We start from the raw sequence: 19,025 nt of genomic DNA on the forward strand, positions 1-19,025 counted from the left end.
TGAACAAATCGGTTGTGAGAATGATGTTATCCCTCTGCGCTATCGCCGGGCTGTTGCTAGCGCCGTCCATTCAGGCGGAGCGTATCCGCGACCTCACCACGGTATTGGGCGTGAGGGAGAATGCGTTAATCGGCTACGGTCTGGTGGTGGGCCTGGACGGCACCGGCGACCAGACCACCCAGACGCCGTTCACCACGCAAAGCTTGCGCAATATGCTTTCCCAACTGGGCGTTGCTGTGCCGACGGGAACCAACATGCAGTTGAAAAACGTCGCGGCGGTGATGGTAACGGCTAAATTGCCCGCTTTTGCCCGAGCCGGCCAGAAGATCGATGTGGTGGTCTCCTCGCTCGGCAGCGCCAAAAGTTTGCGCGGCGGGACGCTATTGATGACGCCGTTGAAGGGCGTGGATAACCAGGTTTATGCGCTGGCACAGGGCAATATACTGGTTTCCGGTTCCGGCGCGCAGGCGGGCGGCAATCGGGTGCAGGTGAATCAACTGAACGGCGGACGTATCAGCGGCGGCGCCATCGTCGAGCGTAGCGTGCCGGCGGATTTTGCCGGCGGCAACGTTATTATGCTGCAGTTGAATAACGACGACTTTTCGCTGGCGCAGCAAATAAGCGACGCCATCAATCGTCATTTCGGCCACCGTAGCGCGCTGCCGCTGGATAGCCGCACGATCAACGTCGCCGTGCCGCCCGACGGGCCGGGCAAAGTCCGTTTCCTGGCCAGCTTGCAAAATATCCCCATTACGCTCGGCCCTACCGATGCGGTGGTGGTGATCAATTCGCGTACCGGCTCGGTGGTGATGAACCGTGACGTGGTGCTGGGTAGTTGCGCCGTGGCCCATGGCGAGCTGACGGTCGAAGTCAACCGGACCTACAAGGTCAGCCAGCCTGACACGCCTTTCGGCGGCGGGCGCACGGTGGTGGTGCCGGAAACCGCGATCAACGTGCGCAATGAAGGGGGCGCCCTGCAGCAAATCGACGCCGGCGCGAACCTCAATGATGTTGTCAGCGCGCTAAACGGCATCGGCGCTACGCCGAATGATTTGATGGCAATTTTGCAGTCTATGCAAAGCACCGGTTGTTTAAATGCCAAATTGGAAATCAACTAATGAGTGACGGCACCGCATTGTTCGGCTCCACGCTGGATTTTTCCCAACTGGAGGCCATGAAAATCCGCGCCGCGCAGGCATCGCGTCAGGGGGTCGCGGACGCAGCGCACCAGGTCGAGGGGCTATTTGTGGACATGATGCTCAAGAGCATGCGCGCCGCGCTCCCGCAGGAGGGGCTGCTGACCAGCACCCAGACCCAGCTCTATACCTCGCTGTACGACCAGCAGCTGGCTCAGGATCTGACGGCCCGCGGCGTGGGGCTGGCCCAGGCCCTGCGCAGACAGCTCGGTGGCGATGATGCGCCAGCCGCCCAGCCGGCGCCGAGGCCGGTGTACCAGGGTATCGACCCGCGATTGCGGCCGCCGCCGGTGCAACTTACCGTTGATGGCCTGGCGTTCCCACCCGAGGCGTACGTCGACGCGCCGTGGGAATGGCAGACCGATACCGACGGCTTTATTGCTCGCATTACGGCACCGGCTCAGCAAGCGGCACGCGATAGCGGGCTTCCCCATCAGCTCATCGTGGCGCAGGCGGCGCTGGAATCGGGGTGGGGCGCTCGGGAAATCAAAACCGCTCACGGTGCGCCGAGCCACAATTTGTTTGGCATTAAAGCGGATGCCGGCTGGCTGGGCGAAAGCACGCAAATTACTACGACCGAATGGGTGGACGGGGTCATGCAGAAGGTGAAGGCGAAATTTCGCGTCTATGCCTCTTATGGCGAGGCGCTGCGGGATTATACACGGTTGCTGACGGAAAACCCCCGTTATCGACGGGTCATGCAGGCCCGCACGCCGGAACAGGCGGCCCGATCGCTGCAATCCTCCGGCTATGCCACCGATCCGCATTATGCCGACAAATTGATCACTATCATCGCGCAATTGAAAACGGTTGGGCAGCGCGCGCAGGCGGCCTATTAGCACGATCTCGCCACTCTTTTCTGACCGGCGCGCTTGAGTTTTTTCCCCGCCGGCCGATAGGAAAATAAGCCCTCGCCGGTCATCAACGCTTTGGCTGGCCGGCCACATTCTGACCAGGAGCAAGTACCCTTATGCTAAACCTTTATTATATTGCCAGCAGCGGTTTGCAAACCGGACAGCAGGCGCTGAGCGTCATCGGCAACAACCTCGCCAACGCCACCAACCCCTATTACAGCCGGCAAAACATTATCTTGGGCGCTGCGGGGGGAAGAGTGACCTCAACGGGCCATATCGGCAACGGCGTGCGCGTGGAGGGGGTTGCCCGCGCTTTCGATGAATATGCCAATGAGCGGGTGCGGGGGACGGAAACGTTGCTGCGGGCCAGCAGCGCGCATTATGACAAGATGAGTTCGCTGGATCTGGAGTTCAGCAGAACCGACAACGGCATTGATACCAAGCTCAACAGCTTGTTCAATGCGCTGAAGGACATCAGCACAGTGCCGAAGAACAGTAACTACCGCAGTAGTGCGTTTACGGCCCTTAAAGAACTGACCGGACGCTTCAATAAACTCAGCGATGAGCTCAGCAAACAAGAGCAGAAAAATAATCAGGACATCCGGCAGTCGGTTAACAACATCAATCAATTGACTGGCCAGCTGGCAAGTTTGAATCGGGAGATTAGCAACCGACAGAGCATTGACGGGGGCGGCGCCTACGATCTGCTGGACAGGCGTGATGCACTGTTACAGGCGCTGAGCCAGCAAACCGGCATCAACACGCAGATTGACAGTCGCACCGGGGCGGTCAACGTCACGTTGAGTAATGGTCATATGCTGGTGAGCGGCGACAAGGCCAACGCGCTGGAAGTCACGACCGATAATAACAACCCGGGGCGCCAAGTGATTGCCTATCGCGATGCCGAGAACGCCATTATCCCTCTACAGGATAGCCTACTGGACAAGGGCGTTCTGGGCGGACTACTGGCGTTTCACAATCAGGACCTGCCGGAAATCCGTGACCGGTTAAATGAGCTGGCGCTGCATTTAAGTAATCGCTTCAACCAGGTGAACAAGCAAGGCTATGACGATAACGGCAAAGAGGGTGAGGACCTATTCAGCTACGCGTTACCCAACTCCATCGCCAACGGGAGAAACCAAGGCGAAGCCAGCCTTTCGGTGACCGGACTCAACACCGACCCAGACGCTGTTGGCGGGGTAGCGAAACCGCAGGACTATACCCTGCGTTTCGAGAACGGCACGTGGCAGGTCAAGGGTACCGCTGACGGCAGAAAGGTAGAATCTACTTTCGTCGACGACAAACTGACGTTCGAGGGGGTCACGGTAGCGGTGGAGGGTGATCCGCAAGAGGGTGATAGCTACCAATTAAATCCGTTTAACGGTATTGCCGACAGCGTGGCGGTGAGCATCAAAAACGGCGATGAGATTGCCGCCGCCAGCAAAAAAGAGCCACAAGATACAGACGGCAAAGAGACGGGCAACAACGGTAATAGCATTGCGCTCGGCAATATCCAGCATGAGAAATTAATCAATGGCGCCACGCTGAGTGATGCCTATGCCGGCCTGATTGGCTATGTCGGTACCACCACCCTCAATTTAAGGGAAACGTCCAGCTCGCAGGAAAAAGCTTTCCAGGACGCCTACGTGGAGCGTAGCGAGAAAACCGGGGTTAATCTCAACCAAGAATACGTTCAAATGGAAATGTTCCGGCAGTATTACAATGCCAGCGCCCAGGTGCTGCAAACCGCTAATTCACTGCTGGATACCCTGCTTACTATCCGCTAAATCGCCACCACGTGACCCAATTGCCGGCATTATGGCAGCCATTGACGAGGTAAATAATGAATCTCAGCACCCACTATATGTATCAACAGCAAACCCAGTTCATCATGAGCTCCGCGTCACGCTTTAATGATGTGGCCATGCGTTTGAGCGCCAGCAGCCGGGTATTGCGCCCGTCCGATGATCCCGCCGCGGCGATGGACGCGGTGACTTACCGTAACGCCCTGGCGCAGTTGAATTATTACAGCGGCACGCGCGGTTATGCCCGGGCCGTGCTAACGAAAGAGGGCGATACGCTGCAAACGGTCACCAATACGCTCTCCGCCATCAATGCCAAAATCATGGCCATCCAGAAACCGGCGGGGGGGGATCTCGCGCCGATAATTCAGGAGTTGGAGGGCCTGCGCGACGATCTCCTCGCCAGCGCTAACGTTCAGGACACCAGCGGAAATTATATCTTTGCCGGCTATAAAGCCGATGTGAAGCCTTTTCAAAAGGTGCAGGGCAGCGATGATATTGTTTATCAGGGCGGCGCTACCGCCATCGGCCAGCAGGTAGACGAAGGCCGGGAGATGAAAATTGGCCATATCGGCAGCGATATTTTCAATGTCGAGGGTCAGGATACGGTTTTCAAAAAACTGGATGCGCTCATCGGCGCGCTAAAGAGCGATGCGGGTAATGGCGGGGGCGGCGCGTGGCCCGGCGAGGACCTGAAAGCGGTAATGGACGCCGCCCGAAGCGCGGTGAGAAAGACAGAAGATAACGTCGGTAATGCGCAGGTGGTTTCCGGTCTTAACCTGCAACTGCTCGACCATCTTGACGCTGCCGGCGTAAGCCAACACGAGGGGATCACCGATCGGCTGCAGCAGGGTCTGGGGCAGGATACGGGTTCGCAAATAGCCTTGGTGACGGAGCTGAGCTTATCCAAAGTCGCGATGGACTCCACAATGATGGTCTTTCAGATGATGAATGAACTGTCGTTATTCAACAAAATCAAGTAAGTATCCGCTTAGGCTACTTCCGGCGCCGAGACGTTTTCGTGCCGGTTTTTTTATGCCTGCTGGCCGCCGACCATGGTGGTCAGTATGGCGGAGAGATGTTGAAAAAGCGTGGTAAATAGCCCTTCGGCGAAGGTTGCCAACAGCGGCATGACCAGCATCAGCGCCAGCAGTCCGCCGCCGAGCGTTAGAGGAAAGCCAATGACAAACACGGAGAATTGCGGTGTTAATCGGTTCAGCACCCCCAGGGTAATATTGAGCAACAGCAGCAGCGTCATTGCCGGCAGCGCCAGCATCAGACCGCAGGAAAACAACAGGCCGACGGCGCGCGCCAGCGCCAGGAAACTTTCGCCGTTAAGCGGCAGCGGCGCGATAGGGAGCAGTTGAAAACTGTCGACCAGGGCATCAATCATGACCAGGTGAGCGTCGAGAGAGAGGAACAGCAAGAGCAACAGAAGATTTAACAGGCGGGCAATAATGGGGGAGTTCGGCCCGCTAAAGGGGTCGAAAAAGGTGGCGAACGAGAGTCCCATCTGCAAACCGATCACTTCGCCGGCGAAGCGCACGGTGCTAAAGGCGAGCTGTAGCGTCAGCCCCACGATTACGCCAATGAGAAGCTGCGCCATGATAAGCCACAGCCCCGCCACGGAAACCAGGGGGGTAGCCACCGGCTCCAGCCCGGGGGCAATCAGCAGCGTAATGAGCACAGCCAGGCCGATTTTCACCTTTTTCGCGATGATTTTTTCGCTGAGCAGCGGCGCGCTGACAAAAAGCCCCAGTAAACGCGCCAGCGGCCAGAAATGCGGGCCGATGGCGCTCGGCAGGGCGGTCAAGTCCAGCATAGTTTCCTTACACTATCGAATAGGGCAACTGGCTGAACAGCGTACGCACATAATCCAGCAGCAGGCTGAGCATCCAGGGGCCGGCGATAACCAGAGAGATAATGACCGCCAGAATTTTCGGGATGAACGACAGCGTCATCTCGTTAATCTGAGTGGACGCCTGCAGCAGGCTTACCAGTAAGCCCGTGACCATGGCGGCCAATAGCGGAGGCGTGGAGAGCGCCAACCCGACTTTCATTGCGTCAAAACCCAGCGTCATTACGGCTTCCGGCGTCATGGCACGGCCTCGTATCGGTTAACTGAAAAAGCTTTGGGCGAGTGACCCCAGCAAGAGTTGCCAGCCGTCCACCATCACGAACAGCATGAGTTTGAACGGCAGCGATACCGTCGTAGGCGGTAGCATCATCATGCCCAGCGCCATCAGGACGCTGGCGATGACCAAATCGATAATCAAAAACGGAATAAACAGCGTGAAACCGATCTGAAAGGCGGTTTTGAGTTCGCTGGTGACAAATGCCGGCAGCAGGATTTGCATCGGCACCTGCTCAGGACCGGCGAACGCCGCCTGTTTGCCCAGGCGGGCGTAAAGCGATAAATCCGTTTCCCGCGTTTGGGTCAGCATAAACTGGCGCAGCGGCTGCGCCGCCCGCTCTATTGCCGTGTCCATATCAATCTGGTCCTGGGAAAATGGCAGGTAGGCATCGCGGTAAATACTGTCCAGCACCGGCGACATCACAAAAAAGGTCAGACATAATGCTAGCCCGAGCAAAATCTGATTGGGCGGGGCGGAGGGCGTGCCCAGCGCATTGCGCAGGATACTCAGCACGATAATGATGCGGGTAAATCCCGACATCAGCAGCAGCGCCGCCGGTAAAAAAGTGAGCGAGGTCAGCAATACCAGCGTTTGTACCGGCAGCGACCAGCGCTGGCCGCCGTCGGGTAGGGGATGCATCTGTATGAGCCCCTGCTGTGCGGCGTGGGCGGCCTGAAAAGGCAGTAGTATTATCAGTAACGGCAGCGCCAGCAGCACAAGCGGCCACACGCCGCGAGCCGGCCCGCGCCGCATGCCGCGCGGAGCACGCTGAATCGGCATGCTCATGTCGTCTCCCGCGATTGGCGCTCGCGCGCGAGCAGCGTCCGGAACGTTGGCGGCGGCTCGTCGGGCGCGTCGTCGCCGGCGGGCAGGGTATGCAGGTGCGTTATTCGCCCCGGCGTGACGCCGAGCACCAGCCAGTGCTCCCCGGCCTCCACTACCACCACCCGTTCGCGGTTGCCGAGGGAGCAGCCGGCACGGACTTTGAGCAGCGGCTGGCCGCCGTGGCGGGGCGCAGAAAAGCCAAAGCGCCGCGCCAGTTTGAGTAGCACGAGGATCAGCAGCAATACCGCCCCCAGCGATCCGGCCACGTTGAAAAGTACGGTGCCGTGGCCGCTGTCATGCGCGACCGGCGGCTGTAGTGTGGTCTGTTTCATTTATCGGCTCAACCGGCGCATACGTTCGGCGGGCGTAACAATATCGGCGATGCGCACGCCGTATTGTTCTCCCATTACGACGACTTCGCCGCGGGCGATCAGGTAACCGTTTATCAGAATATCCAGCGGTTCGCCCGCCTGTCCTTCCAAAGGCACTACCGCGTCCTGGCTCAGGTGCAGCAGTTCGCGAATGGTCATGCGGGTCCGCCCCAATTCGACGGTCATTTTCACCGGAATATCCAGAATCAGGCTGAGATCTTCCGTCAGCGGCGATCCCCCTTCGGTGGTGGAAGCAGGGGGGAATTCCGGCCTGCTCGGTGCCGGGCATGCTGTATCGCCAAGGCTTTGCCCGTCGGTTTCGTGCAAGGGCGCCTCGTCGCCGGGCGTGTGTGGGGTATCACTCATGAGGAATGTCCTTATTGTTTAATTGGTCAATGCCTTGATTAATCACGTGTTCTACTCGCAATGCATACCGCCCGTTCAGGCTGCCGTAGTTGCCGAGGAAGACCGGGACACCATCAACGCAGGCGGTGAGCCGATCGGGGCGCGGGATCGGCAGGATATCGCCCCGCCGCAGCTCCATGACCCGCGATAGGCATAGAGGCAGGTCGGCAAAACGGGCGACAAGCTCCAGTTCGGTACCCTGCAACTGTCTGGCCAGATTTTGGCGCCAATGGCCCTGATCCTGCCGAATATGCTCCGGCAGTGGCTTACTTAAGATCTCGTACAGCGGCTCCAGGGCGGCCTGCGAGAAAACAATGGCAAACTCCCCCTGCATGGCGCCGATAGCGACCCGAAACGGCGAAATCACGACCATTTCGCCATCGCTAAAGCCTGTAAACCGGCAGGACGTTTCCGCGGTGATGAATTCCGGCTCTAGCGGATGTAACCCCAACCAGGCGTCGCCATAGGCCTGTAGCATCAGCTTCAGCAAACGGTCGATAACACGCTGTTCCGCCGGGGTAAATGCCCGTTCCTGCGCGTCGGGCAGCCGCCCGCTGCCGCCGAAAAGCGTGTCGAGCGTGGTAAAGATAAGCCCCGGCGTGAAGGCGAAGAGCGTGTTGCCCCGCAGCGGTTTCAGGTCGATCAGATTTAGACTGGCGGGAGGACGGAGCTGGGCGGCGAATTCCCGGTACGGTTGGATCAATATCGCTTCCGCGCTGATGTCGGTGCGGCGCTGCATCAGAATGAACAGCGCGCTCCGAAACCGGCCGGCGAAATCCTGATTGATCATTTCTAGCCCTTTCAGGCGCTCGCCCCCCTGGCGCCGACGTTGAGCGGCATCGAAGGGCGAACCTGAACCGGTCTTAGGCGAGGGCTGCTGTGCGGCGCGCGCCTGTGCCTGCCGCAACTCCTTTTTGGCCTGTTTACGCGTGAGCGGGGCGGGGCGGGCGGAATCTTTCTCGGACATAGCGTTCACCGCACAATAAATGAGTTAAAAAATACGTCAGTCACGTAGGGCGGCTGACCGTTTGGACGCTGCTGATTCAGCTCTTGCTTTATCTGCGTAAGTAAGGCCTGTTTGTCTGCCGCAGACGAGATCGAGGCGGGGGACTGCTGCGATAGAAGCAAAATCAGGTAGTTGCGCAATTCGGGTAATTGACTTTCCATTAGCGCGCGCGTCTTTTCGTCCTGCAAACGCAAGGTTAAACCGACATACAGCATGGCACCGTAATCGCCGTTGTCCGGTTGTAAACTCACGGTAAAAGCATCCAATGGGAAATACACCGGCGGTAAGGTATTTTCCGCCGGTAAACTGTCCACCGTTTGTGCAACGGGAATCGCATCCTCTTTGATGCCTGGCTGCAGATAGACGAGCAGGCCGAGTGCTAGCACGGTTATCGTCCCCAGAATGATGACCGCAGCGGAGCGGTATTTGATAAAAAAAGCCTTAATGCCTGACACGTCTTTTGCCCCTGTAGCCAAAACCTGTTCCCTTGCCACTACACGCCTGCGGCCAGGCGCCGTAGTGAGTATCCCGTTAATCACCCCGAACAAAGGGGAAAAAAAACGTCTTAAACGCGTTCACTTTGCCCCTTCAGGCATAGATATCGATACCGCCGCGATATCCCGTGCCGCTACCGACAGCCACGCTGTCGTTGTGCTGCGCTACTAACAGCAAGTCGCTTCGCGTCCGCCCGTGCTTCGGGCTTTCCCCCTGGCCCTGCTGTTGCCCGGCGGTTTCATGGCCGGATGTTTCTGTGCCGACACTGGTATCGCCAAGCGCGATGCCGTTTTCCGCCAACGAGGTGCGCAATTGAGTCATGGCGGTTTCCAAAACCGACCGCACCTGTTGATTGTCGGAGGCGAAATGGACCTGCAACTGCTCCTGACTCAAGCGCAGATTGACCTTTACCGCCCCCAACTCCTGAGGATGGAGGTGCAGCTGAGCGTGAAAGATGCTGTAACGGTTAAATAGCATGATGTGTTCGCCGAGATGCTGTTGCCAGGCCGGAGAGCCTAACGGCTGGCGCAGGTGTGCAGTGGCCGCCGGCGGCGGGGTCTGCGCCGGGAGGGGGGCCGGATCGGTTGTAACAGCGGCAAGCAGAGTTGAAGACGGCCCGGCCGGTGCAAGCGTCGCGGTTGCAGCGAGACTGTCACTATGCGCCGTGGTGTGCGACGGCACATTGCCGCGGACGCGCGTAAGCGCGACTTCGGCCTGACCGTTGCCATACACAAGACGCGGTAACGGGTTTTCTGCACATTTTGCAGTTCGCTTGGCTGCCGGCGGCAGGATCAGCAACGGCTGCCGATCCTGTACACCGGGAGTCTGCGCCGCGCCGTCGGCCAAACGGTGCGCAGAGCCGGGGGTGATGGTCAGCTTCGCCAGCACCGGATCGCCATCGGCGGGCCATTGTTGCAACACAAACTGCGCCAGTAACGCCTGTAAATGCTGCAGTTCGTCATCGTCCAGCGCGTGATCCCCCTCCGCCAGACGCTGGTTGATTAGGGCCGCCAAAGCCTTGCAGCGCTGCGTCAGGGAAGCCTTTGGGTCCGGATCCGCGACCGGGCTGTCGGCGCCCACATCCTGACGGCGCGTACCAGCGAGATACTGTTGTAAGGCGTCAGCAAATTCACTCTGGTGCAATTCGGTTGCGGCGGCGGTCGTGATAATGGGCCCTCTGTCCCTGATAATCATGCTCGCGGTGGGTATCATGATTCCACTCTCCTTAAGGACGCCCGCAGCGCGAACTCATCCATTTGTTTTTGACTGCGGCGATTTTCGCGTAGTTGACGCGCGGTCTCGGAACGCGTTTTGAGGATCTCGAACGCATTAAGCCGCTGTTTTTTTTGGTGCCACTGGGCCACCGCCAGATCGACCCGCGATTGAAACACCGACACCTGCTGGCTGTGATGGGCGACAATTTTATACAGAGAGGCAATAAAGGACTGATAATTAATCCATTTATCAACATTCAGACCGGTGCCGGTCATATTATCCTCAAGTTGTTTGCGATATTCTTGCTCGTAACTCATCAACTGATTTAGCTGCGCCACGGCGCTGGCGTGCGCGCTGCGGCAGGCGCCGAGCTGAAGCAGGGCTTCTTCCAAAGCCCGTTCAGCATGCTCCCTCAAGGTTTCGATAGGCGATGTACTGGTCATGAAGGATTCCTTATGCGGTTGAAGGGGGGATGAGGAGATCGGACAGCTGTTGACAGGATTGGGTGTAACTACAAGGTTGCGAGACATCCTGGCGCAAATAGCTTTCCAACTGGGGATAATGGGCAATTGCCTGATCGAGCAGCGGGTCGCTGCCGGCAGCGTAGGCGCCTACCGAGAGCAGATCGCGATTGCGCTGATAGCTGGCGAGCCACTGCTTCACCTGTTGAACTTGCTGAAAATGGGCTGTATCTACCAGGGCGGTCATTGCCCGACTGATGGACGTCTCAATGTCGATGGCAGGGTAATGCCCTGACTCGGCAAGCTGACGTGACAACACCACATGACCATCCAGAATGGCCCGGGCAGCGTCGGCGATGGGATCTTGCTGGTCGTCTCCTTCCGTCAGTACGGTATAAAAGGCTGTGATCGAGCCGCCGCCGTCCGCGCCGTTGCCGGCACGCTCCACCAGTGTGGGCAATTTGGCGAATACCGACGGCGGATAGCCTTTGGTGGCTGGCGGCTCGCCGATGGCCAGACCGATTTCGCGCTGTGCCATCGCATAGCGCGTCAGGGAGTCCATAATGAGCAGCACATGCTTGCCGCGATCGCGAAAATCTTCGGCGATACGCGTGGCGTAAGCGGCGCCCTGCATACGTAGCATGGGTGAAACATCCGCCGGCGCGGCGATAATGACCGCACGGGCGATGCCCTCCTCGCCGAGGATATTTTCGATAAAATCTTTCACCTCGCGCCCACGCTCGCCTATCAGGCCGACGACAATGACATCAGCCTGGGTATAGCGCGCCATCATGCCGAGCAGCATACTTTTGCCCACGCCGGAGCCAGCAAATAAGCCCATACGTTGCCCGCGGCCTACCGTTAGCAGGCCATTAATCGCACGCACGCCGACATCGAGCACATCCGTGATGGGACTGCGCGCGAGAGGATTAAGAGGCGGGCTGTAGAGTGAGGCGCGATAACCGGTTTCCGGCGGTGGCAGGTTGTCCAGCGGCTGCCCGCTGCCGCAGAGGACGCGGCCCAACAGCGCCGGACCCAGTGGAAGCAAGCGGGCGGGGACTTTGCTGTTAGCTGAACCCGGCGCATAGACGCGGGCGCTGGGCAGGATGCCCTCCACATTTTCCAGCGGCATCAGAAACAGTTGCCGGCCCTTGAACCCGACGACTTCCGTTTCGACCAGCCCTACCGCCTTGCCGTTATAGCGTTCGATAAGACAGGTGGCGCCAAGGGGTAATTGCAGCCCCACCGCCTCCATCACCATGCCGGTCGTCCGCGTTAGCCGCCCGTAGTGGCGGCAGTCCGGCAGGGTGGTAATCATGCGTTCCTGGCGCGCCATCGCGTTAATCCAGCGTTCCAACTGCACGGTCATGCGGCAGGCCCTCCTTGAGCATCTGGCATAGCTGCTGCCAGCGTGTTTCCAGAGTGGCATCCACCTCGCCGTCCTCGGCGATGATGCGGCAACCGCCGCGCATCAGCTGTCCGTCGGCCAGCAGGCGCCAGCCCTGGCTTTCCAGCATGCTGCCTAAATGACGCTGTAGCGACGGCAGATCGTCCGGGTGCACATACAGCCGCAGATCGCCGTCGAACAGCGGCCGCTCGTGCAGTAGCTGTTGAATGGTCTCCAGTACGACGCGGGTGTCGCATACCGGCGATTGGCCCAGAATTTTGCCGGCCGCCGTCAGCGCGATTTGCGTTAGCCGCGCCGGCATCACCGCATCCAGCCCCGAGAGGGTAGCCTTCAGTTCGCGCAGCAGATCTGCTAGTTGGGCGGTTATCTGTCCTTGTTCGGCCTGTGCATCCTGCAACCCCTGGTCAAAACCGGCGCTGCGTCCTTGATCAAAACCCTGCCGATAGCCCTGCTTCTCGCCCTCCTGCTGACCCTGCTTGAACCCGCGCTGTTCCGCCTGGCTGCGCAGTAGCGTTAACTCCGCCTGCCAGGCGTTGTCGTCCTGATCCCCTGACGCCAGCGGCGCGGGAAGGCTCTCGGTGAATGCCAAAGCCAAATCCGCCGGCAGCCAGCGTTGCCAACGCGCTATTTCGGCGCGCTCAGACATAGTTTTCCCCGTCCTTGTTGATCACTATTTCATCAGCATCGGCCAGGCGGCGGACCACGGCCAGAATCGCCTTGCGCTCGCTTTCCACCCGAGACAATTTAACCGGGGCGCTGAGATTGAGATCGTCACGCAAGATCTCCGCCTGACGCTGCGACATATTGCCCAGGATCCTCTCCACCAACGGTGGAGCGCAGCCTTTCAAGGCAATGACGAGCACATCGGTGTCGATCTCCTGCAGGATACGGCGCAGACTGCGATCGTCCAGATCCTGCAAATCGTCGAACATAAACATCTGATCGACTATTTTCTCCGCCAGGCTTTCATCAAAGGCGCGTACTGCGTCGATCGCCGCCTCTTCCTGCCGACTTTGCATGTAATTGAGGATCTCCGCCGCCGGACGCACACCGCCCTTATTGCCTTGCCGGCTACGCTGACCGCGCAGTAAATCATTCAAAGCCAGTGTCAACTCTTGGAGTGCGGCCGGCTGCAGGCCGTCGAGCGTGGCTATACGCACCAGAATGTCGTTACGCAGCGTTTCCTCCAGACCGGAGAGAATTTCTGCGGCCAGACTGCGCTTGAGCAACACCAGAATGGCGGCGATCACCTGCGGATGTTCGGCCTGAATAAGCGCCGCCACCGCCTGCGGTTTCATTGAGTTCAACGCGTCAATGCCTTTGTCATCGTCCGCGCTGGTGATATGCAATTCTTCCAACAGCAGCAGGGCGCGGTCCTCTCCCAGCGCGCTGATAAGGGCCGCGCGCAGATAGTCGTAGCTGTCCTTCTCCGGGCTTATCATCGTCTCCGCGTCGCTATGAAAGGCGTCAAGCACGCTGGTCAACTGCTGACGGGAGTAGATGCCCAGAGAGGCCATCGTCTTACCTATTGCCTCCACCTCCTGCTTGCGCAGATGTTTAAAGACGGCGGCGGCGGCCTCTTCCCCCAGCGTCAGCATGACGACGGCGCTTTTTTCGATGGCATTCATGATGGTTGTTGCTCACGGGTTATCCATTGACGCAGTATCCGTGCCACCATCTGTGGTCGGGCGGCGGCGACATCGCGCAGCTGTCGGATACTGTCCTCCATTGCTTGGCGGGCTTTCTCACGTGTTTCTTTCTCCAGCTCGCTGCGCGAAATGGGGCGCGGTTCATCCCGCGGCTGGCTGGCTTCGTACTGCGCCCGGATGCGTTCGCGCTCGATCTCCTGTTGCCGCTGCCAGAGTGGACGAAGCCCTTTGCGCCATGCCAGCCAGAACAGCAGCGCCACCAGCGCATAGCGCAAGAGGCTGAACGCGATAGACTGCAGGCCCGGATCCTGCCAGAACGGGAGCGGCGGCATAATGTCCTGATTGGCAACGAAGCGGGTATTAACGATATTGAGCGTATCGCCGCGTTCGCTGGAAAAGCCCATGGCCTCGCGCACCAACGCCGTCACGTCCTGCATTTCCTGCGGCGTCAAATGCACGCGATTGCCGTTGCTATCCTCCCGGTCGTTAACCACCACCGCCCCCGACAAGCGTTTAATGACACCGGGACGAAACCGGCTATGGGTCAGGGTACGGTCGACTTCGTAATTAATGGTTTTTTCGTTCTGGCTGCTGCGCGGCGGCTGCACGATGGGTGCCGCGGCGGCGGGCGGCGGGACACTGTCCTTGGAGGCGGGCTTTTTGCCGGCGGCGGCGTTGGCGGGGGATTCAATCGACGCCGTGGCTGGCGGTGTGGGCTGATTGCTAAGCGCCCCCGGTACACCGCCAGGCGCTTGAATACCGATCTGGTCGCTGGCGCTCAATTGTTGGCTGCGGATCGCCATTTCCTCCGGGCGCCCGTTAGGTTTATGCTGCTCCGCCGTTTGCTCCACCGCGGTAAAGTCCAACTGGGCGGTCACCTCCGCGCGCACGTTGGCTGCGCCTATCACCGGCGCGAGTATCGCGCTGATACGCCTCTGAAAATCGCCCTCCACTTCACGGGTATAGGCAAGCTGGGTCGTGCTGAGGTCAAGCTCATTATTGCCCGGTTGGGCAAGTAATTGGCCCTGGCTGTCTACCATGGTAATATTTCCGGCGGGTAAATCGGGCACGGTGCCCGATACCAACCAGGTAATGGCCTGGATTTGACCGGTATCCAGCGCGCGCCCGGGATACAACGTCAACGTCACCGAAGCGGTCGCCGGCTTATGTTCGCGCACAAACAGCGAGGGTTTCGGCATCGCGATATGAACCCGGGCCGATTTCACTGGATTTAGCGTTTTAATGGTGCGGGCGATTTCACCTTCCAGCGCCCGCTGATAATTGATTTGCTCGCTGAATTGGCTCATGCCGAATTTCTCGCGATCCAGCAGTTCAAATCCCAGTGCGCCGCCCTTCGGCAACCCCTTTTGCGCCAGCAACAACCGGGTTTCGTGGACCCGGTCGCTCGGCACCATAATGGCGTCGCTGTTGCCGGCAAAACGGTAGGGAATATTCATCGTGGTCAGTTCCGCCACCACGGCTCCGCCGTCCTGGTCGCTGATATTGCTGTACAAAATGCGATAATCCGGCGTTCTGGCCCACAACAGCAGGACAATAGCCAGCGCGATTCCCGCGGCGCTTGCCGCTAATAGCATATATTTCGGATGGTCGCGAAAACGCGCTATTAGGTTGGTCAGGCTTATTGCCGATTTAGCATTGATATCCATGGCCGAGGCATTCATGCAGGATCCCTGAAGCAGAATTAAAAACAAAGAATCATGGTGGTAGGGTGAGGAAATAAAATGCTTATTACTGGGGAATAGCTTTCCATCACCCAATGACGTAATTTCCTAATCGGTGTCAATATTGGCACAGGGTAACCTGTCTGATAGGCAAATAAGCTTGCGATTTTATTCTTAATTTTGCCATTCATCGTCGCCCCGGTGTGTTAGTGTGCTGAAGTCAGGTATTTGAGGAGGTTATATGACGACCCAGGCCATCCATTCCGTTTTGGCCATGATGAACATTACGGCTGAACAGGCGGCAGGAAACACGCTGACGCTCTCCGCGCCAGCCACCGCTGGTGCGGGTTTTATGAGTGAATTGAATAGCAGTATCAAACAGATTAACGGCATGCAAATAGAGGCCCGTCGCAAGGCGGAGAAATTTGAATTAGGCGTACCGGGGATCGCATTGAATGACGTTATGGTGGACATGCAGAAGGCGTCGCTGGCGCTGCATTTGGGAATTCAGGTCAATAATAAATTGATCAATGCCTATCAGGAAGTGATGAATATGGCGGTATAGCCGCTGGCCTTCGACGTCCCGCCTCGCTAACGCCAGGGGCGGGACGCGGCGCCGTGAAAAGCCCTAAATCAGGATTGCAAAAGCTGCCTATGATAAGTGTTATTACCCTGTGAGCTATGGCGTAATTGACCCATATCCTGTTCTAAGGTTGTTAATCGTGTGCCGATTAGCGCACGGATTTCCTTTTCATTTTTAAGCAATTGTTCAATGTCATTCATTCTCCCTTCTTCTTCATAGGTCGCCATGCCGGCAGATTGAATATGTTCTATTGCCTCTCGCAAAGTAATAACATAGCGATTATTTAGTGCGACCACGCTGTCCCAGTCTTTAAGACGTGCCTTTGCAATTATCTGATAAGATAATTGCAAAGGCAGGGAGAACGGATGCTCTGCTTGGGAAATAATTTGCATTATATTATCCTTTTTATCGTGCTGGCGTAATTTCTTTCCAGGCGCTGGAGACGTTTTTCAGCAATGCATCAACATATTTTATCGCTTCTGGATCATTATGCAAATTGGCCTGCAGCAGGGTACGGATCATATAGCGGTATAAACTTGCCAGATCCTCTGCCAGGGTTTTGCCTTTTTCGTAATCCAGCGTAGCCAGCAAGCCACCTTCAATGATGGCGATAGCGCGGGAAATTTCCTCGCCGCGCCGGGCAATATTGCCGCGCGCCATCCAGATACCCGCCCGGGCCAGCGCGCCATGGGCGCCGTCAAACAGCATAACGATAAGCTGGTGTGGGGTGGCTCCGGCGATACTGGTTTGCAGACTGATTTGTTGGTAGGCGTTGATGCCCTGATCCACAGACATCGTTTTTTCTCCCGAGTGGCGACATAAGGTTATAAGGCGGTGGGGTCATCGGCAGGATAACGGGCGAGCCGGCGACGGAATTAATTTTTACTCAAAGTCTGTATCGCGGAGAGAGACCCCTGAAGGGATTGTAACTTCGTTATAGCGACCTCCATCTGTTGATATTGTTTCTGAAAAGCACGCATTCTTGCCTCAATGGTCGCCTCAGTGCGTTCCAACTGCTTTTTGGCTTCTTTCTTATCCTTTTCGAGCTTTTCGGTCTCGTCTTTGATGATATTGCCTTTGCCGTCTCTACCAACATACCCCTTAATATGGTCGGACATGACGCCCGCCAGGCCAGGTTTTTCTTCAGTACCCAGAAACAGCCGTTGTACCTCCTCCGGGTTGGTATGGATTTTATTCTTCAGCTTGGTGCTATCCAGTTCGAGCTTGCCGGTCTTGGCGTCCACCTTAATACCCAGATCGGCGATTGACGTAACGTCGTCATTGCCATAGTTACTCCCGGCATCGCGGCGCAATAGGGCCTGCAGGTCGGTCAATAAACTTTCACCGGCCAGGGGACCGTTAGTCGCGTCGGGCAGCGCAACAGTATCGGTCTTCAAATTTGAATAGTTGGCGGTAGTGAATTTACTTAAGCTGGAGGACTGAGTAATATAGTCGTTGAACGCAGTGACAAATTCCTCTACCGCTTCTTGCACCGCGCTTTCGTCTGGACTTAGGGTCAGCGCCTCAGATTCATCGTCTTTGGATGTTTGCTTCAGCGTCAGGGTGACGCCGGTCAGGATATCATTGATGGTGTTACTTGAACGGGTGTACTTATTTCCATCCACCCAGATTATGGCATCGGTTGCCGGCAGATCCTGCTTTATTTTCTCAGACACTTCTCCGCTGTCGGTCGAATCACCCGGTTCCTCCGGGGGTGTGGTGTAATTCATTATGGCGGCCAGGGTGGTATCGCCTTCGACGGAGAGGGCCATTTCGCCCGCCGAGCCAGAATCCTGCGCCCGCAAAATCAAACGCTGCGTACCCTCATTGTCCACACTCTTCACTTCAGCGCGGATACCGGCATTTTTGCCATTGATGGATTTGGCAATGCCCGCCAGACTGGTTTCCTCCTGCGCGAGAGAAATAACAGTTTCCTTTATCTGGCCGTTTTCACCCTTCTGGCTGATTTTCAAGTTACGGGTTGCCGCGCTATTGCCCAATGGCGTGTCGATCCCTTTTTCCATCGTTAATGACAGGGTGTGATTATGCGCCAACTGACTAACCCTGATGTTATGGGTTCCCGCCATCGCGCCGCTGCTGGCGCTGGCGCTAAACGCTTTGTTCTCGCTCATTTTCATGGCGTAAAAGGCGTCATTTTTTAGGGCGTTGCTTTTCTCCAGCAGGGTTTGCAGGCTTGAGCGGATTTTACCCCATGCGCTGATTTTACTTTCGATGTTTTTTTGCCGTAGTTGATAGGGTTGCAGCAACAAAGTATTTTTTTTGGCCTGCATCTCCATGAGCGAATCGCTTATGCCTGTTACTGATATACCACCCATGCTTACTCTCCCGTTATTCATCAAGTGGATTGTATGCATTGCTATCGGCCGCGAGGAAGAAAAGTTTAATTGACCCAAGAGAACGAGGATAAAGAAATAACTGCCCTTCGGCAACGCGTGCGGTGAAACGAGGATGGAACGCGTAAATGACAAGGAGACACAAATCTGTCCTGTATCACAATAATACCTTCTCCATGACCGCGAAAAATTAATTCGACCAATCACAGGCTGTCAGATATCACGGTTGTGCGTCTGTCGTCCGGCTATAGCATTAATAGCGTCAATAAAAATGCAGCCAATCTCGTCATCGCCAACCGTTTCGCTGAATGACGGATTAACGGCATAGACGTTCTCAGTAGTTCATTTGCCGCAGGTGTGTAGTGCGGTACTGGCGCAGGCTAATCCCGTGCCATAAGAATGATGGGCAAGTGAAATGCCAGCGCGCATCCAGGCGCTTATATCAGGTGACAAGGGTGAGGCTAATCTTGTGTGAACAACGATTGTAGAGCCTGGCACTTGATTATCATTGTTATTTTTGTGGGGGAGTATTTGTTTGTAGTTGATTTAATCAGTTAGGTCAGCGTGTTGTCAGCACCTCAATA

The 19,025-nt window shown here is 57.1% G+C and carries 21 protein-coding genes; 5 read left to right on the plus strand and 16 right to left on the minus strand.

Annotated features, from left to right (window positions below; all coding sequences use genetic code 11):
- The first annotated feature begins 20 nt into the window (after positions 1-20).
- The 4 genes from SGP1_RS00305 (at position 21) to flgL (ending at position 4,835) form a co-directional block, all read left to right on the plus strand.
- Positions 21-1,118, plus strand: coding sequence for a flagellar basal body P-ring protein FlgI (locus SGP1_RS00305; protein ID WP_011409902.1), 1,098 nt, complete (start codon positions 21-23; stop codon positions 1,116-1,118).
- A complete protein-coding gene (gene flgJ / locus SGP1_RS00310; RefSeq protein WP_011409903.1) occupies positions 1,118-2,035 on the plus strand; it encodes a flagellar assembly peptidoglycan hydrolase FlgJ in 918 nt (305 codons plus the stop codon). The genes SGP1_RS00305 and flgJ overlap by 1 nt, the downstream gene beginning before the upstream one ends.
- 131 nt (positions 2,036-2,166) lie before the next feature.
- The gene (flgK, locus tag SGP1_RS00315; RefSeq protein ID WP_011409904.1) at positions 2,167-3,837 is read left to right on the plus strand and encodes a flagellar hook-associated protein FlgK; all 1,671 of its coding nucleotides are present in this window, start codon (positions 2,167-2,169) and stop codon (positions 3,835-3,837) included.
- Between the two features lie 56 nt (positions 3,838-3,893).
- Entirely contained in the window at positions 3,894-4,835 is a 942-nt protein-coding gene (flgL, locus tag SGP1_RS00320) for a flagellar hook-associated protein FlgL (protein ID WP_011409905.1), read from the plus strand.
- A 50-nt stretch (positions 4,836-4,885) separates the two neighbouring features.
- Here flgL and fliR read toward each other — a convergent pair whose 3' ends face one another.
- The 13 genes from fliR to fliF form a co-directional block, all read right to left on the minus strand.
- On the minus strand, positions 4,886-5,674 hold the full coding sequence (gene fliR / locus SGP1_RS00325) for a flagellar biosynthetic protein FliR (RefSeq protein WP_011409906.1): 789 nt from the start codon (positions 5,672-5,674) through the stop codon (positions 4,886-4,888).
- Positions 5,675-5,681: 7 nt separating this feature from the next.
- A complete protein-coding gene (gene fliQ, locus SGP1_RS00330; RefSeq protein WP_011409907.1) occupies positions 5,682-5,951 on the minus strand; it encodes a flagellar biosynthesis protein FliQ in 270 nt (89 codons plus the stop codon).
- Positions 5,952-5,969: 18 nt separating this feature from the next.
- Positions 5,970-6,740: a flagellar type III secretion system pore protein FliP gene (gene fliP / locus SGP1_RS00335; RefSeq protein WP_011409908.1), complete on the minus strand. Its 771-nt coding sequence runs from the start codon at positions 6,738-6,740 to the stop codon at positions 5,970-5,972.
- A gap of 29 nt (positions 6,741-6,769) precedes the next feature.
- Positions 6,770-7,144, minus strand: a complete 375-nt coding sequence (gene fliO, locus SGP1_RS00340; RefSeq protein ID WP_011409909.1) for a flagellar biosynthetic protein FliO — start codon at positions 7,142-7,144, stop codon at positions 6,770-6,772.
- Positions 7,145-7,549: a flagellar motor switch protein FliN gene (gene fliN / locus SGP1_RS00345; RefSeq protein ID WP_011409910.1), complete on the minus strand. Its 405-nt coding sequence runs from the start codon at positions 7,547-7,549 to the stop codon at positions 7,145-7,147.
- Positions 7,542-8,555, minus strand: a complete 1,014-nt coding sequence (fliM, locus tag SGP1_RS00350; RefSeq protein WP_041866482.1) for a flagellar motor switch protein FliM — start codon at positions 8,553-8,555, stop codon at positions 7,542-7,544. Before fliM ends, fliN begins: the two co-directional genes overlap by 8 nt.
- Before the next feature lie 5 nt (positions 8,556-8,560).
- Complete coding sequence (locus SGP1_RS00355) at positions 8,561-9,070, minus strand: flagellar basal body-associated FliL family protein (protein WP_243466134.1); 510 nt, start codon at positions 9,068-9,070, stop codon at positions 8,561-8,563.
- 112 nt (positions 9,071-9,182) lie between these two features.
- Positions 9,183-10,301, minus strand: a complete 1,119-nt coding sequence (locus tag SGP1_RS22790) for a flagellar hook-length control protein FliK (RefSeq protein WP_011409913.1) — start codon at positions 10,299-10,301, stop codon at positions 9,183-9,185.
- Positions 10,298-10,747, minus strand: coding sequence for a flagellar export protein FliJ (fliJ, locus tag SGP1_RS00365; RefSeq protein WP_011409914.1), 450 nt, complete (start codon positions 10,745-10,747; stop codon positions 10,298-10,300). Before fliJ ends, SGP1_RS22790 begins: the two co-directional genes overlap by 4 nt.
- Before the next feature lie 10 nt (positions 10,748-10,757).
- Entirely contained in the window at positions 10,758-12,134 is a 1,377-nt protein-coding gene (gene fliI / locus SGP1_RS00370; protein ID WP_011409915.1) for a flagellar protein export ATPase FliI, read from the minus strand.
- A complete protein-coding gene (gene fliH, locus SGP1_RS00375) occupies positions 12,106-12,819 on the minus strand; it encodes a flagellar assembly protein FliH (RefSeq protein ID WP_011409916.1) in 714 nt (237 codons plus the stop codon). Before fliH ends, fliI begins: the two co-directional genes overlap by 29 nt.
- On the minus strand, positions 12,812-13,801 hold the full coding sequence (fliG, locus tag SGP1_RS00380; protein WP_011409917.1) for a flagellar motor switch protein FliG: 990 nt from the start codon (positions 13,799-13,801) through the stop codon (positions 12,812-12,814). Before fliG ends, fliH begins: the two co-directional genes overlap by 8 nt.
- On the minus strand, positions 13,798-15,504 hold the full coding sequence (gene fliF, locus SGP1_RS00385) for a flagellar basal-body MS-ring/collar protein FliF (RefSeq protein ID WP_011409918.1): 1,707 nt from the start codon (positions 15,502-15,504) through the stop codon (positions 13,798-13,800). Before fliF ends, fliG begins: the two co-directional genes overlap by 4 nt.
- A gap of 241 nt (positions 15,505-15,745) precedes the next feature.
- On the opposite strand from fliF, the gene fliE reads away from it, so the two are divergent.
- The gene (gene fliE / locus SGP1_RS00390; RefSeq protein ID WP_011409919.1) at positions 15,746-16,069 is read left to right on the plus strand and encodes a flagellar hook-basal body complex protein FliE; all 324 of its coding nucleotides are present in this window, start codon (positions 15,746-15,748) and stop codon (positions 16,067-16,069) included.
- A gap of 68 nt (positions 16,070-16,137) precedes the next feature.
- Here fliE and SGP1_RS00395 read toward each other — a convergent pair whose 3' ends face one another.
- The 3 genes from SGP1_RS00395 to fliD form a co-directional block, all read right to left on the minus strand.
- Positions 16,138-16,479, minus strand: coding sequence for a flagellar protein FliT (locus tag SGP1_RS00395; protein WP_011409920.1), 342 nt, complete (start codon positions 16,477-16,479; stop codon positions 16,138-16,140).
- 13 nt (positions 16,480-16,492) lie between these two features.
- A complete protein-coding gene (fliS, locus tag SGP1_RS00400; RefSeq protein ID WP_011409921.1) occupies positions 16,493-16,882 on the minus strand; it encodes a flagellar export chaperone FliS in 390 nt (129 codons plus the stop codon).
- Between the two features lie 80 nt (positions 16,883-16,962).
- The gene (gene fliD / locus SGP1_RS00405) at positions 16,963-18,648 is read right to left on the minus strand and encodes a flagellar filament capping protein FliD (protein ID WP_148203310.1); all 1,686 of its coding nucleotides are present in this window, start codon (positions 18,646-18,648) and stop codon (positions 16,963-16,965) included.
- Positions 18,649-19,025: the final 377 nt, after the last annotated feature.

The organism is Sodalis glossinidius str. 'morsitans', assembly GCF_000010085.1.
Taxonomy (GTDB): Bacteria; Pseudomonadota; Gammaproteobacteria; order Enterobacterales; family Enterobacteriaceae; genus Sodalis; species Sodalis glossinidius.